The organism is Xenorhabdus sp. IM139775 (genome assembly GCF_028598745.1).
Lineage (GTDB): Bacteria > Pseudomonadota > Gammaproteobacteria > Enterobacterales > Enterobacteriaceae > Xenorhabdus.
Window position 1 is genome coordinate 20,350 of the sequence record NZ_JAQRFK010000032.1, and the last position, 14,365, is coordinate 34,714.

Consider the following 14,365-nt stretch of genomic DNA (forward strand, 5'->3'; position numbering starts at 1 on the left):
TATGTCGCAGGCAGCCTGGAATAGCCGGGAGCGGGGGAATGAAGCCCAAGGATATCGTCCCAGTAATGGTTACTATCTGGCAGGGATCCTTTTCTTCTTGATGGTGGTTGGCACCATCATATGGGGGGGCTGGATGACACTGGACTGGATGAAAGATCCTAACCGATTACCGCTCTCAAAGCTGGTGTTGACGGGTGAACTCCATTACACCACGGATGATGATGTAAGGCAGGCTATTTTGTCCCTGAGATCTCCCGGAACATTTATGACTCAGGATGTCAACGTCATTCAAGAAAAGATTGAACAATTGCCTTGGATTCGGCAAGTCACTGTACGTAAACAATGGCCTGATGAACTTAAAATACATCTGGTAGAATACGTGCCTTATGCGCGCTGGAATGATACCCAACTGCTGGATGCTGAAGGTCGGGTATTCAGCTTACCTGTGGAGCGTAGTGCACACGGGCAATATCCGCTGTTATACGGGCCAGAGGGTAAAGAAAAAGACGTATTGGATAAATATCACTACATAGCGCCTTTTCTTGAAAAGCACCAGATGAAACTGAAAGCAGTGATCATGACAGCGCGCCATTCCTGGCAACTCATATTGGATAACGATATCCGTTTGGAGTTAGGAAATCGAGCTGAAATAGGACAAGTGAGACGTTTTGTTGAACTTTATCCTGTGTTGTTGAAAAACACTGAAAAACGTGTGGCTTATGTTGACTTACGTTATGACAGCGGTGCGGCGGTAGGTTGGGCTTCTTTATTAACTGATACGCCAGTTTTAATGAACGGGCAAGAAAACAAACAGTGACGGGTAATAATACAGAGACAGGCAGAATAACGATGATCAAATCAACGGACAGAAAATTGGTAGTTGGCCTTGAGATCGGTACAGCAAAGGTATCTGCCCTGGTTGGTGAAATTCTGCCCGATGGTATGGTTAATATTATCGGCGTAGGAAGTTGCCCATCCCGCGGCATGGATAAAGGCGGTGTCAACGATCTTGAATCGGTCGTCAAATGCGTACAGCGTGCGATTGATCAGGCTGAACTCATGGCAGATTGCCAGATTTCTTCAGTCTATCTGGCGCTTTCCGGCAAACATATTAGTTGCCAGAACGAAATAGGCATGGTGCCGGTTTCGGAAGAAGAAGTCACACAAGATGATGTGGACAGTGTTGTCCATACCGCTAAGTCAGTTCGTGTTCGTGACGAACACCGTATTTTGCATGTGATCCCACAGGAATACGCGATTGACTATCAAGAGGGGATCAAGAATCCGGTTGGGCTCTCGGGTGTGCGTATGCAGGCGAAAGTCCACTTGATTACCTGCCATAACGACATGGCGAAAAATATTGTAAAAGCCGTTGAACGTTGTGGGTTGAAAGTTGATCAACTTATTTTTGCAGGACTGGCGGCAAGTTATGCTGTGTTAACCGAAGATGAACGTGAATTGGGGGTCTGTGTCGTTGATATCGGCGGCGGGACGATGGATATTGCGGTCTATACCGGCGGCGCATTGCGTCATACCAAGGTTATTCCTTATGCGGGCAATGTCGTCACCAGTGATATCGCCTACGCGTTTGGTACTCCTCCAAGTGATGCAGAAACCATCAAGGTTCGTCATGGCTGCGCATTGGGTTCGATAGTAAGTAAGGATGAAAATGTAGAAGTTCCAAGTGTGGGAGGACGTCCTCCCCGTAGCTTGCAACGTCAAACACTGGCTGAAGTTATCGAACCCCGTTATACCGAACTGCTGAATTTAGTGAATGATGAGATTTTGCGATTGCAGGAGCAATTGCGGCAGCAGGGCGTGAAGCACCACCTGGCAGCAGGGATTGTCCTGACAGGGGGAGGAGCCCAGATTGATGGTTTGGCCGAATGTGCCCAACGGGTATTCCATACCCAAGTCCGCATTGGTCGTCCCCTGAACATCACTGGACTGACAGATTATGTGCAGGAGCCTTGCTACTCAACAGCAGTTGGGCTTCTGCATTATGGTAAAGAATCCCACCTTGGCGGAGATTCTGATGCCGATAAAAGAACGTCAGTGAGCGGCTGGTTTAAGAAAATCAGCAACTGGCTGAGAAAAGAATTTTGATTTTTTATACAGAAGCCGCGACAACCATGTCGTTGGCCTCGATATAAAGGCATAAAACGGAGAGAAATTATGTTTGAACCACTGGAATTAACCAATGACGCGGTGATTAAAGTCATCGGCGTCGGCGGCGGCGGCGGTAATGCTGTGGAGCACATGGTGCGTGAGCGTATTGAAGGTGTTGACTTCTTTGCGGTTAACACGGATGCTCAGGCACTGCGTAAGTCGGCTGTTGGTCAGACTATCCAGATTGGCAACGGCATTACGAAAGGATTAGGCGCTGGTGCAAACCCTGAGGTTGGCCGTACTGCCGCAGAAGAAGACCGCGAATCACTGCGTACCGCACTGGAAGGTGCAGACATGGTATTTATTGCCGCAGGGATGGGGGGCGGTACGGGAACGGGGGCAGCACCTGTTGTCGCTGAAATTGCCAAAGAACTTGGTGTCTTGACCGTTGCTGTCGTGACTAAGCCATTTAATTTCGAAGGCAAAAAACGTATGGCCTTCGCGGAACAAGGGATCACTGAATTGTCCAAACATGTGGACTCATTGATCACCATCCCGAATGACAAATTATTGAAAGTCCTGGGACGCGGTATTTCCCTGTTGGATGCCTTCGGCGCAGCCAATGATGTTCTGAAAGGTGCCGTGCAGGGTATTGCTGAACTGATTACTCGCCCGGGTCTGATGAACGTTGACTTCGCTGACGTTCGTACCGTGATGTCAGAAATGGGTTACGCCATGATGGGGTCAGGTATCGCCCAAGGCGAAGATCGTGCGGAAGAAGCAGCAGAAATGGCGATTTCCAGCCCATTGCTGGAAGATATTGATCTTTCTGGTGCGCGCGGCGTTCTGGTTAACATTACCGCGGGCTTTGACCTGCGTTTGGATGAATTTGAAACGGTTGGTAACACAATCCGCGCATTTGCTTCTGATAATGCGACGGTGGTTATCGGTACGTCATTGGATCCAGAAATGAATGATGAGCTGCGTGTGACCGTTGTGGCAACCGGTATTGGCATGGACAAACGTCCGGAAATTACGCTGGTGACCAATAACAAGGCACCTCAGGCAAACACGATTGATCGCCGTTACCAGCAGATGCCGGGCGGAATCTCTTCATTGTCTGATGAGGGCAAAACAGCAGCAAAAGTTGTCAATGATCAAAATGCACATACAAGCAAAGAGCCAGATTATCTGGACATTCCTGCTTTTTTGCGTAAGCAGGCTGATTGATTGCTAAAAAATTGGCTTCTCCGCTTTTTGTGCTAAACTGTCCTGCCAGTCATACCTTATAGTGATTGGCGGGATAAGTAACATTGCGAGATATAAACGATGATCAAACAAAGGACACTAAAACGTATTGTTCAAGCGACCGGCGTCGGTTTGCACACCGGTAAGAAAGTCACGCTGACAATGCGTCCAGCGCCGGCCAATACCGGGGTCATCTATCGTCGTACTGACTTGAATCCTCCGGTTGATTTTCCGGCGAATGCCAAATCTGTGCGTGATACTATGCTCTGTACTTGTCTGGTGAATGAGCATAATGTGCGTATTTCAACCGTTGAGCATTTGAATGCAGCGCTGGCAGGATTAGGGATCGACAATATTGTTATTGAAGTTGATGCCCCAGAAATCCCGATTATGGACGGCAGCGCCAGCCCGTTTGTTTTCCTGTTATTGGATGCGGGTATTGAAGAGCTGAATGTCGCGAAGAAATTCGTGCGCATGAAAGAAAGCGTTCGTGTGGAAGACGGTGATAAATGGGCTGAATTGGCACCCTATCATGGTTTCAGTCTGGATTTTACCATTGATTTTAATCACCCAGCGATTGATGCCAGCTCACAACGTTATAGTCTGGATTTTTCAGCCGATTCGTTTGTTCGCCAGATTAGTCGTGCGCGTACTTTTGGATTTATGCGCGATATTGAGTACTTACAATCCAAAGGCTTGTGCCTTGGAGGCAGCTTTGATTGCGCGATTGTCGTTGATGACTACCGTGTGCTCAATGAAGATGGCTTGCGTTTTGAAGATGAATTCGTTCGCCATAAGATGCTGGATGCCATCGGCGATCTGTTCATGTGTGGCTATAATATTATTGGCGCTTTTACTGCGTTCAAATCAGGCCATGCACTGAACAACCAACTGTTGCAAACCGTCTTAGCGCATGAAAGCGCTTGGGAATTTGTCACATTTGAAGATGAAGCTGAAATGCCACTGGCTTTCCGTGCTCCATCACTGGTGTTGGCATGATGCACCAGTGGGTTATGTTATCTATTACGCTCTTTTCGCTGCTATTTTTCACCCAGCGTTAGTGCTTTTTTTTGGCTGTACTGGTACCCTCTCCGGCCAGTGCAGCCAACCTCTCCAGTGTCCTTTTCAATTTTTCAGGGCTGTTTTCGGCCAGCATCATTAATGTTTTTGCACTTTCGTGAGTGAGCTGGCGCTTTGGTAATTCCTGATTATCATTACTGAATACTTTTGTGGTCGATTTTGAGAAACCTTGTTCATTATTATCACACTTAACCATTAATGATGGGTTAATCCTGATGTCGATTGAGGATAAAGATGGTAGAATTTCGCTTCTCAATGTAGACAGCAAAACAGGAATTTCATACCGGAGCCGAGTCATCCAACTGGCATTTCCTGCTTCCAGTACCAGAATTTGTTTGCGATAATTGGCAACTCTGCACCACGGGTGCAATTGTGCAGGAAGCAAACTGAGAACGGCACGGTTGAGTTTCAATAATGCGATGGCATGTTGTTGAATGGTTTGAAGAGGGCTTTTTCCGACAGTTGCCGCATCTTCAAATAGCTTATCCAGTGATTGTGGGTGGCTATCTCGCATAATAGAGGCAGTTCCAGTATTTATTAATGAAGGATTAATGAGTATTTTAAATCTTTGGCGACAATTTGGTAGGCGTTATTTTTGGTCTCACCTTTTGCTGGGCATGGTTGCTACAGGGATCGGTGTTCCTACTGTTTTCGCTGGAGTGGCAGAAAGCCTACATCATACAAATACTTCTTCTGCCCAAGGTAGCCGTCATCAGGCATTTTCCTCTTTTGAACACTTATTTAAATTACACTTGCTGCAATTTAAAAGTGTCCAGCGCCAATCTTCTCATTATTTAAATCACTGGCAGCAACATGCCGTCCGTAATGTGATCCGTCAACTTTCTTTTGCTTTTTCGGTTACTGAGCCAGTCAGGAACGAAAGCGCAAACGAAAGTCATCGGATTTCTTCCCCATCCATGCAACAACTTATGCTGGATACGTTGCATGCCATGCTGACACAAGCCCCAGCGTCGTTTGAAAAAATTATCTCAGATGTTGCGATGGTGGATCTTGTGCTTCCTGATACCCATACTCCAGCTATTTGGGTCGCAAAAGTTCAGGGAATTAGGGCCGGGCCAACACTTAATCATCTATTTTTGCTTTAATGCTGCTGTCTTATTCATCCTAAGTTTAATAAGGCAACTTTTAAAAATGATTGATTGGCTACAACAATAGCCCTATCTGAGATGTACTAATTATGCTGATTAAATTACTGACAAAAATTTTTGGTAGTCGTAATGACCGTACCTTGCGCCGTTTGCGCAAAATGGTTGATGTGATCAACCATATGGAGCCGGGCTTTGAAAAACTCTCTGATGAAGAACTGAAAGCGAAAACGGCGCAATTTCGTGCCCGTTTAAAAGAGGGAGAGTCACTGGAGCAAATTCTGCCGGAAGCGTTTGCAACGGTGCGTGAGGCCAGTAAACGTGTATTCGGTATGCGTCACTTTGATGTTCAGTTACTGGGCGGGATGGTATTGAATGAACGCTGTATTGCAGAGATGCGTACAGGTGAAGGTAAGACACTGACCGCAACATTGCCTGCTTATCTGAACGCGCTAACTGGGAAAGGTGTCCACGTTGTTACCGTGAATGATTACCTGGCACAGCGCGATGCTGAAAATAACCGCGCACTGTTTGAATTCCTTGGCTTGAGCGTCGGCATTAACTTACCGGGTATGCCAGCGCCGGCAAAACGTGAAGCGTATGCGACGGATATCACTTACGGCACCAATAATGAATTTGGTTTTGACTATCTGCGTGACAACATGGCATTTAGTCCGGAAGATCGCGTTCAGCGCAAACTGCACTACGCGCTGGTGGATGAGGTTGACTCCATTCTGATCGACGAAGCGCGTACCCCATTGATTATTTCAGGGCCAGCGGAAGACAGTTCTGAGCTTTATATCAAAGTAGATAAACTGATCCCGAACTTGGTACGTCAGGAAAAAGAGGATTCAGAGACATTTCAGGGAGAAGGCCATTTCTCAGTTGATGAAAAATCACGTCAAGTCAATCTGACAGAGCGTGGTCTGATATTGATTGAAGAGTTATTGGTGGATGCCAAATTGATGGAGGAAGGCGAGTCCTTGTATTCACCGACCAATATCATGCTGATGCACCATGTAACCGCCGCGCTGCGTGCCCACGCCCTGTTTACCCGTGATGTTGATTATATTGTTAAAGATGGTGAAGTCATCATCGTTGATGAACATACCGGGCGTACCATGCAAGGGCGCCGTTGGTCTGATGGTCTGCATCAGGCGGTGGAAGCTAAAGAAGGTGTCGATATTCAGAATGAAAACCAGACGCTGGCTTCAATCACCTTCCAGAACTATTTCCGTTTATATGAAAAATTGGCAGGGATGACAGGTACTGCCGACACGGAAGCCTTCGAATTCAGATCCATTTATAAACTAGATACCATCGTCATTCCAACCAATCGCCCGATGATCCGTCAGGACTTATCGGATCTGGTCTACATGACAGAAGCGGAAAAAATTGAGGCGATCATTGAAGATATCAAAGAGCGGACAAACGGTGGTCAGCCTGTTTTGGTGGGGACAATCTCGATTGAAAAATCAGAACTTGTGTCTAAGGCATTAACGGAAGCTGGCATTAACCATAACGTCCTGAACGCAAAATTCCATGCCATGGAAGCTGACATCATCGCGCAGGCGGGTCAGGCTGGTACCGTGACTATTGCAACCAACATGGCGGGACGTGGTACTGACATCGTGTTGGGAGGAAGCTGGCAGTCGGAAGTCGCTAAACAGGAAGAGCCAACGGAAGCGCAAATCGAGAAAATCAAGGCAGAGTGGCAAGAGCGTCATGATGCAGTATTGGCTGCGGGCGGTTTACATATTGTCGGTACAGAGCGTCATGAATCACGCCGTATTGATAACCAGTTACGTGGTCGTGCGGGGCGTCAGGGGGATGCCGGTTCTTCACGCTTCTATCTCTCAATGGAAGACTCCTTGATGCGCATTTTTGCATCCGATCGTGTGACGGGCATGATGCGTAAACTGGGTATGCAGCCGGGAGAAGCGATTGAACATCCGTGGGTGACTAAAGCGATTGCTAATGCTCAACGTAAAGTTGAGAGCCGTAACTTTGATATCCGTAAACAATTGCTGGAATATGATGATGTTGCGAACGATCAGCGTCGCGCAATTTATGCTCAACGTAACGACTTGCTGGATGTGAGCGATGTCAGCGAAACCATCACCAGCATTCGCGAAGATGTCTTCAAGGTAACCATTGATGCTTATATTCCACCGCAGTCACTGGAAGAAATGTGGGACGTTGAAGGCTTGCAGGAACGTTTAGTCAACGAGTTTGATTTGGATCTGCCGATTAAAGAGTGGCTGGATAAAGAGCCTCAATTGCACGAAGAAACGTTGCGTGAACGTATTCTTGAGCAATCGATCGAAATCTATCAGCAGAAAGAAGAGATCGTCGGTGCAGAAATGATGCGTAGTTTTGAAAAAGGTATCATGCTGCAAACCCTGGACACATTGTGGAAAGAGCATTTGGCTGCAATGGATTACCTGCGCCAAGGCATTCATCTGCGTGGTTATGCACAGAAAGATCCAAAACAGGAATACAAACGCGAATCTTTTGCCATGTTTGCCAACATGCTGGAATCACTGAAATATGAAGTGATCAGTACCTTGAGCAAAGTTCAGGTCAGAATGCCGGAAGAAGTTGAGGCGTTAGAACAACAGCGTCGTGAAGAAGCTGAACGTTTGGCAAGGCAGCAACATTTGAGCCATGAAGTTGAACAGGGTGCGTTGATGTCACAAGCAGAAGCTCAAATGTCAACGGGAGAGCGTAAAGTTGGACGCAATGATCCTTGCCCATGTGGTTCCGGCAAAAAATATAAGCATTGCCATGGCCGTTTATAAGTAAAGTGAATCCGTCAATAATGAGTAAATAACCAGTAGTGTCAATGCATTGACGGCTCCAGTCATCATTGGCACTGCTTGATTGAATACAAATTTGCGGCTTAAACGAATGCTAATGTAATCTGCAAGAGATAGTCACTCAGGTTGAATAATAAACTGCAAGAAAAACGATTATGGAAAAAAAACATCTGCATATTGCAGCAGGTATCATTAGAAATAGCGGTGATGAAATTTTTATCACTCAGCGTAGCATTGATTCACATATGGGCGGCTTTTGGGAATTTCCCGGCGGAAAACTTGAACAGGGGGAAACACCTGAACAAGCATTGATTCGAGAATTAAAGGAAGAGGTTGGGATCACGGTAACGCACTGTGAGTTAATTGATACCATTAAACATGATTTTCCTGACAGAAGCATCATACTTGATTTTTTTCTGGTTGATGAATGGAAAGACGAGCCATTTGGTAAAGAAGGGCAGCCTTCCCGTTGGGTTTTACAATCAGAGTTAGTGGCTGATGAATTTCCACCGGCAAACCGTAGCATTGTCAGTTTTCTAACCCAAAATAGTTCCTGTTAAAGCGTCTTGAATGGATGTGCGTAATATCCCGCGGCGCCAAATAGGCGCCGCTATAATATCCGTTATATGATATTGATAATATTACCTGTATTATTTTGGTTCTTCGCTCCAGTCATCATTTTCTGAACTGTCGCTTTGGCTTGGTATTGTTTTTTCCTCATTGGCCCATTCCCCCAAGTCGATTAACTGGCAACGTTTGCTGCAAAATGGGCGATATGGGCTAATTTCTCCCCATATTACTGTGTTGCCACATGTTGGACATTCGACAGTCAATACTTCAGACATATTATTTTCTCCCGTTTAAGTTGAAAGCCACGCTGTCCATTCTCACGCCGCAGCTTTGTTGGCTGAACTCACTATTCAACAAGGAAATCAACGGAGAAATCCAGTGACGTAGTTCATAGAATTAGCTGTACTACGGGAAAGCGTTCCCGTGCTGCAACTTGAAATTTATTGGATATATGTTAACAGCAGGCCAATTCAAATGACAAATGGGCAGGGACAACACCATGCTCACTATCCATTGGTAAGAAACGGATGGCGAAGCGTGTTTTATAGCCGGAGATTTGTGGGTAAACCAATGCACTTGGTACAACATCCAATTTTAATCTCAGCAAATCAGCTTCATCTGCATTCCCTTGATAAAATCCATTGTGACTGGCTTTAGGGGTGAAAATGGCAGAATGGCGTATAAGTTCCAGAATACTTTCCAAGGCTTGCTGTAATGGATGCAGGCTATCTAGCCAGGTTTTGACAGATTCATCCCTGACGGATTGTGGTAAATGTAGCCACAGATGCAATGTTGGTAAGTCAAAACTACAACATCCCCCGGGGATGCTGAGTCGTTGGCGTACCATGCTGATCATCCGATCTTCTTTAATATACTGACTAAGCCGGGGGGCTTGGTTTAAGGCAATACTGCGTTCTTTAAGCTGCTTGGTCAAATGATGGATCATCGCGGTATCGGCATTTGGCGCACTGAGCCATTGTTTTAATTTCGTCTGCTGGCGATCCAACTCTTTCAATAGCTCAGAACGGACTTCACCGCGTTCTAGGATCTCAATTAATTCGGCAATGGTACGGAAAAACGCGAGGCTGCTTGCCTGAGAATCTAGCTGGCGTTGTTTTTCCAACTGTTGCAGTGAAGACTCAATCCTCAACCATGAACGCATTTTTTCATTGAGTGGATGTTCAAAAATAATCGTAGCGGTTGCATCACTCATTACGGTTTTCCTGTCTGACTGATTGTGCTTGTTTTAAATACTGTTGATGTAACTCGGCCACTCGGGGGGTAATGCCCTGTTCACTGTTGTGGTTAACGATAACATCATCTGCCTTTTCCAGTCTGTCCTGACGGCTGGCCTGTGCAGCCAGAATATTTGCGACTTGCCCACGGCTCACGCCATCACGAGCCATTGTTCGGTTAATCTGTACTTCAGTTGGGACATCGACAACTAAAATACGATCTGCCAAATGCATTAAATTGTTTTCAATTAACAGAGGAACCACCCATATGGCATAGGGGGCAGTCACTTGGTTTAATTGCCGCTGTGTTTCTATTTGGATCAGTGGATGTAACAGGGCATTGAGCCACTGTTTCTCTTCCGGGGCAGAAAAAATTTTTTGGCGCAACATGGTACGATTAAGGTTGCCATCGGGTAGTAATATGGTGGACCCAAAGTGCGCTGTGATTGCTTGTAATGCGGGAGTGCCAGATGCGACAACATCTCTGGCGATAATATCTGCATCAACAAGCGGGACACCAAGGGATGAAAATACATTAGAGATAGTCGTTTTACCGCTACCGATCCCACCTGTAAGTGCAACAATATAAGTCATTCTATCCCTTTAAATATCTTTGATAGCATAATCAAATTGTAACCCAAGGAAAGCAGATGAGCTATAAACAAACACGTACAATTCCTGTTATTGCGACCTTAAGAGGAAATAACAGAACATGTAAATACCTTGTTACGTTAATATTGCGCCTAATTGAAAAATAGGCAGGTACATCGCCAGTAATAATAAACCGACAATCAAGGCCATTATCAACATCAACAAAGGCTCCAATAATTGAACCAAACTATCAGCAAGGTTGATTGATTTTTCTTGATACCATTGTGCAAGATTGAATAGAAATAATTCTAATTCTCCTGATTCTTCACCTATCGTGACAAATTGTTGGCATAGCGAAGGGAAATAGGCTGTTTGTTTTAATGCCTCACTCATTGATATGCCTTGTTGAATTTGCCGGTGCAGGCTTTTTACGCCAGTAATAAAAACAGGGTGCTGAGTTGCATTTAGAGCACATTCAAGCCCTGTCATGAGTGTTAATCCCGCTTTTTGTGTCATAAACAGGATATGAAATATTTGATTGGTCTGTTGATAAATAGTGAGTTGCTTAAAAATGGGAAGCCTCAGGAAAAGCATTTTTTCTTTTACTTTAAGAATAGGAAAACGATGGCGTAGCCATAGATAACTCATTAACGATATCAGTATTATTAACAGTAGTAATATCCCATGATGGATCAATAAATCAGAACCAGATAGAACCCACTGGGTTAACAGGGGCAGAGTGGCATTTAACGAAGAATAGACTTGTCGAAATTCTGGCAGAACGAAAATCAACATCAAAATAATCACCAAAAGGCTCACACAAGCGACTATCAAGGGATAGTGATACGCTTTCTGAATTTTCTTCCTCAACGTATTCTGTTGCTCCAGTCGGTTAATGATTAATTGGCAGCAATTTTCAAGCTGGCCAGTTTGCTCGCCTACTGCAATAAGTTGACAGAACAAGGGAGGAAATAATTTTGGATACTGTTCGAGAGTTGCGGAGAATGATTCTCCCTGACGAATTTTCTGAATCATGTCCGCCAAGACACATCGCCAGAGAGCATGTTTACACTCTTGTAATAGAATAGACAATCCCTTGAGTAAAGGGATGCCTGACGTCAGTAATGTGCTTAATTGGTGAATGAAATGGAGGCGATAGGCCATTTCCTTTTGGCTGTAATAAATGATTTTTTTACATTTAATGGTATAGGGCTGAAGCTCGAGATGGCTGAGGTGCTGGAATACACTTTTTTTGCTGTGACCAATACACTCTCCTTTTATCGCTTTTCCGTTTTTGTTAATGGCTTGCCATTGGTAAATATATTCTATTTTCATACTGTTTCATGACCCGTAATCTGATAAATCTCTTCAAGCGTCGTTATTCCTTTTTCCACTAATGTCAGCCCCGCTGAAAAAAGCGTTGCATCCTGCTGAGAGGCAAGTAAATGTGAATGGCTGGCGTTAGAACTGTCAGACAGGGCTTGCTGGAGTTCAGGTTTGACTTCGAGAAATTCATAGATGGCGGTTCTGCCGTAGTAGCCAGAAAAGCAGTGGTCACAGCCAACCGCATGCCATTTTTTTATCGAAAGCGATTGTTTTATAGAACCCGATCTTACTGGAGCAGCTCCCTTTGTTGAGTGAGTCATATCAGGGATTATTGTGGGAATACTGTCTTGCTGCCGGCAATGGGGGCAGAGCTTACGAACCAGCCGTTGTGCGATGATCAATTTCACACATGAAGCTGTGGTATAGCCAGAGATGCCCAGATTATACAGGCGAGATAACGTATCAATAGTGGAATTGGTATGCAGTGTTGATAAAACCAAGTGACCCGTTTGTGCTGCTTTCATTGATATTTCGGCGGTTTCGTTGTCACGGATCTCACCAACCATGATGATATCGGGATCTTGCCGTAATAATGCCCTGAGGACTTTGGCAAAATCGAGGCCAATCTTGTTATTAACCGGTGTTTGGTTGATGCCATCTAAGGGAATTTCAACGGGATCTTCGACACTACAGATATTCTTTTTAGCCTGATTTAAATACCGCAAGCAGCTATACAGTGTGACGGTTTTTCCACTGCCGGTTGGGCCTGTTACTAAAATCATCCCTTGTGGTAACTGGAGTTTTTGTTTTAAAAGTTGTAATGGTGATTCAGGCAGCCCCAATTGTTCCAAGGCTAATTGGTGTATGGTATTTAAAATACGCAGGACGATTTTTTCTCCATGGAGTGTGGGAAGTGTTGATATACGTATCGCATAACTGTTTTTGTTGTCATTCCAGTCAAATTGCCCATCTTGTGGCTGGCGTTTTTCAGCAATATTGAGTTTTGCCATGATTTTTAAGCGGGCAGGGATACCTGTATTCATTTGAGGAGGAGGCGCTTGCAGGGTATGTAATGCACCATCAACCCGAATACGTATTTGATAGCCACGTTGAGAAGGCTCAAAATGAATATCTGAAGCCCTTTTTTGTATTGAAGTTAAGATCGTCTGATTAATTAACTGAATAACTGGTGTGTCTATTTCTTCATCATGGTGGGCGCTTGTTTGTATTGCATTATGATGACGGGCATAATTGTTATCAAGGTGCCCTATACGGTACGGCTCTTCTTTATCACTTTCTGAACAGTAATTTTGTGCTGATATGAATGAATTCCCTTGTGTCAGCCCAGATTCTATTTTTGCTTGTGGCCAAATATCTACATTAACGATTAAACCTGAAATAAATCTCAGTGCGGCGATGAAATCCTCATTAGGTGATTGACTACAGGCAATTGTGATCGTGTGAACATCTTTCTTGATAATAATCGCCTGATGTCGTTGGCACAGTTCTTTTATTTCTTTTTCCATCAAGAGATGATCCTTATTTATCATTAACTTTATTCCTTTAATATTGATATGACTTAAGCATTTTCTCTGCAATTTAAAGCCGATTGGCAGTGAAAGGCGAAGTTTAAACTTTCAATGTTTCCTGGCATTTTATTTTTAACGATTCATTTTCAGACTCACAAATTGCTTTCCATTGAGTCAGGCCAGTCTTTGTATCTTGGATGGGTTTCAATGTGGCCTGAAGTCCCTTGAGATTCTGGTGTCCCACTACAAGGATTTCCCCCTCTTTTACTGAGATCGTGCTGATATAGCGGCTATTGTGGCCTGATGGGATAGAGGGATGACCGGAGTGACAATCTTTGTAATTTTCAGCGTCAAAGCGACACAGTTCCACTCCCGATTTATAAGGCACAATGGCTTGTAACATATCGGTTAATGCTGCTTTTTGGATATATCCCTGATAACTGGGAATGGCAATTGCACCGAGAATAGATACGATAGCCATGACAACCATTACTTCAATTAATGTAAATCCTTGTTGTTTCATTTTTTTTCCTTTATGCGTATTTTGGGACTGAATGTCAGTGCCAATAAGCATGAAGAAAAAGAAGAGAAATAAAATATCGTTAGTCAAATTTATGAAACTGGCTCGAAAAAATAACCTGATGTTGCATTTTCTTGCAAAAATTTTTCGAGCCTACTCATAAATAAAAAACGGCAGAAATATTGGCCGATTGAAAGGTGCTAACATGCTAGCCTGTTACACTTTAAGGGGG

14 protein-coding genes are annotated in these 14,365 nt (G+C 44.5%); 7 read left to right on the forward strand and 7 right to left on the reverse strand.

Features of this window, described 5'->3' with window-relative positions:
- The first annotated feature begins 1 nt into the window (after position 1).
- From ftsQ to lpxC, 4 genes are all read left to right on the forward strand, one after another.
- A complete protein-coding gene (ftsQ, locus tag PSI17_RS08880) occupies positions 2–817 on the forward strand; it encodes a cell division protein FtsQ (protein ID WP_273551644.1) in 816 nt (271 codons plus the stop codon).
- Between the two features lie 32 nt (positions 818–849).
- The gene (ftsA, locus tag PSI17_RS08885) at positions 850–2,106 is read left to right on the forward strand and encodes a cell division protein FtsA (protein WP_273551645.1); all 1,257 of its coding nucleotides are present in this window, start codon (positions 850–852) and stop codon (positions 2,104–2,106) included.
- A 69-nt stretch (positions 2,107–2,175) separates the two neighbouring features.
- Positions 2,176–3,339: a cell division protein FtsZ gene (gene ftsZ / locus PSI17_RS08890; RefSeq protein ID WP_273551646.1), complete on the forward strand. Its 1,164-nt coding sequence runs from the start codon at positions 2,176–2,178 to the stop codon at positions 3,337–3,339.
- Between the two features lie 99 nt (positions 3,340–3,438).
- Entirely contained in the window at positions 3,439–4,356 is a 918-nt protein-coding gene (gene lpxC, locus PSI17_RS08895) for a UDP-3-O-acyl-N-acetylglucosamine deacetylase (RefSeq protein ID WP_273551647.1), read from the forward strand.
- Positions 4,357–4,414: 58 nt separating this feature from the next.
- Here lpxC and PSI17_RS08900 read toward each other — a convergent pair whose 3' ends face one another.
- A complete protein-coding gene (locus tag PSI17_RS08900; protein ID WP_273551648.1) occupies positions 4,415–4,951 on the reverse strand; it encodes a DUF721 domain-containing protein in 537 nt (178 codons plus the stop codon).
- Between the two features lie 37 nt (positions 4,952–4,988).
- Here PSI17_RS08900 and secM point away from each other — a divergent pair, with 37 nt between their 5' ends.
- From secM to mutT, 3 genes are all read left to right on the forward strand, one after another.
- Entirely contained in the window at positions 4,989–5,543 is a 555-nt protein-coding gene (gene secM / locus PSI17_RS08905; protein ID WP_273551649.1) for a secA translation cis-regulator SecM, read from the forward strand.
- Positions 5,544–5,635: 92 nt separating this feature from the next.
- Positions 5,636–8,344: a preprotein translocase subunit SecA gene (gene secA / locus PSI17_RS08910; protein WP_273551650.1), complete on the forward strand. Its 2,709-nt coding sequence runs from the start codon at positions 5,636–5,638 to the stop codon at positions 8,342–8,344.
- 173 nt (positions 8,345–8,517) lie between these two features.
- On the forward strand, positions 8,518–8,922 hold the full coding sequence (gene mutT / locus PSI17_RS08915; protein WP_273551651.1) for an 8-oxo-dGTP diphosphatase MutT: 405 nt from the start codon (positions 8,518–8,520) through the stop codon (positions 8,920–8,922).
- A gap of 90 nt (positions 8,923–9,012) precedes the next feature.
- On the opposite strand, the gene yacG is transcribed toward mutT, so the two are convergent.
- The 6 genes from yacG to ppdD all read right to left on the reverse strand — a co-directional run bounded on the left by yacG (position 9,013) and on the right by ppdD (position 14,136).
- Entirely contained in the window at positions 9,013–9,207 is a 195-nt protein-coding gene (gene yacG, locus PSI17_RS08920) for a DNA gyrase inhibitor YacG (protein WP_273551652.1), read from the reverse strand.
- Positions 9,208–9,386: 179 nt separating this feature from the next.
- Positions 9,387–10,145 (reverse strand): cell division protein ZapD, encoded by a 759-nt coding sequence (gene zapD, locus PSI17_RS08925; RefSeq protein ID WP_273551653.1) that lies wholly within the window; start codon positions 10,143–10,145, stop codon positions 9,387–9,389.
- On the reverse strand, positions 10,138–10,761 hold the full coding sequence (coaE, locus tag PSI17_RS08930; protein WP_273551654.1) for a dephospho-CoA kinase: 624 nt from the start codon (positions 10,759–10,761) through the stop codon (positions 10,138–10,140). The genes zapD and coaE overlap by 8 nt, the downstream gene beginning before the upstream one ends.
- A gap of 132 nt (positions 10,762–10,893) precedes the next feature.
- Positions 10,894–12,093 (reverse strand): protein transport protein HofC, encoded by a 1,200-nt coding sequence (gene hofC / locus PSI17_RS08935; RefSeq protein WP_273551655.1) that lies wholly within the window; start codon positions 12,091–12,093, stop codon positions 10,894–10,896.
- The gene (gene gspE / locus PSI17_RS08940) at positions 12,090–13,634 is read right to left on the reverse strand and encodes a type II secretion system protein GspE (protein ID WP_273551656.1); all 1,545 of its coding nucleotides are present in this window, start codon (positions 13,632–13,634) and stop codon (positions 12,090–12,092) included. The genes hofC and gspE overlap by 4 nt, the downstream gene beginning before the upstream one ends.
- Positions 13,635–13,713: 79 nt before the next feature.
- Positions 13,714–14,136 carry a prepilin peptidase-dependent pilin gene (ppdD, locus tag PSI17_RS08945; RefSeq protein ID WP_273551657.1) on the reverse strand — a complete coding sequence of 141 codons (423 nt, stop codon included), beginning with the start codon at positions 14,134–14,136 and terminating at the stop codon, positions 13,714–13,716.
- Positions 14,137–14,365 lie beyond the last annotated feature (229 nt).

Coding starts and splice junctions, on each gene's coding strand:
- ftsQ (WP_273551644.1), top strand. CDS start 2: ATGTCGCAGGCAGCCTGGAATAGCCGGGAGCGGGGGAATGAAGCCCAA.
- ftsA (WP_273551645.1), top strand. CDS start 850: ATGATCAAATCAACGGACAGAAAATTGGTAGTTGGCCTTGAGATCGGT.
- gspE (WP_273551656.1), bottom strand. CDS start 13,634: ATGATAAATAAGGATCATCTCTTGATGGAAAAAGAAATAAAAGAACTG.
- secM (WP_273551649.1), top strand. CDS start 4,989: ATGAGTATTTTAAATCTTTGGCGACAATTTGGTAGGCGTTATTTTTGG.
- ftsZ (WP_273551646.1), top strand. CDS start 2,176: ATGTTTGAACCACTGGAATTAACCAATGACGCGGTGATTAAAGTCATC.
- coaE (WP_273551654.1), bottom strand. CDS start 10,761: ATGACTTATATTGTTGCACTTACAGGTGGGATCGGTAGCGGTAAAACG.
- PSI17_RS08900 (WP_273551648.1), bottom strand. CDS start 4,951: ATGCGAGATAGCCACCCACAATCACTGGATAAGCTATTTGAAGATGCG.
- ppdD (WP_273551657.1), bottom strand. CDS start 14,136: ATGAAACAACAAGGATTTACATTAATTGAAGTAATGGTTGTCATGGCT.
- secA (WP_273551650.1), top strand. CDS start 5,636: ATGCTGATTAAATTACTGACAAAAATTTTTGGTAGTCGTAATGACCGT.
- lpxC (WP_273551647.1), top strand. CDS start 3,439: ATGATCAAACAAAGGACACTAAAACGTATTGTTCAAGCGACCGGCGTC.
- zapD (WP_273551653.1), bottom strand. CDS start 10,145: ATGAGTGATGCAACCGCTACGATTATTTTTGAACATCCACTCAATGAA.
- mutT (WP_273551651.1), top strand. CDS start 8,518: ATGGAAAAAAAACATCTGCATATTGCAGCAGGTATCATTAGAAATAGC.
- yacG (WP_273551652.1), bottom strand. CDS start 9,207: ATGTCTGAAGTATTGACTGTCGAATGTCCAACATGTGGCAACACAGTA.
- hofC (WP_273551655.1), bottom strand. CDS start 12,093: ATGAAAATAGAATATATTTACCAATGGCAAGCCATTAACAAAAACGGA.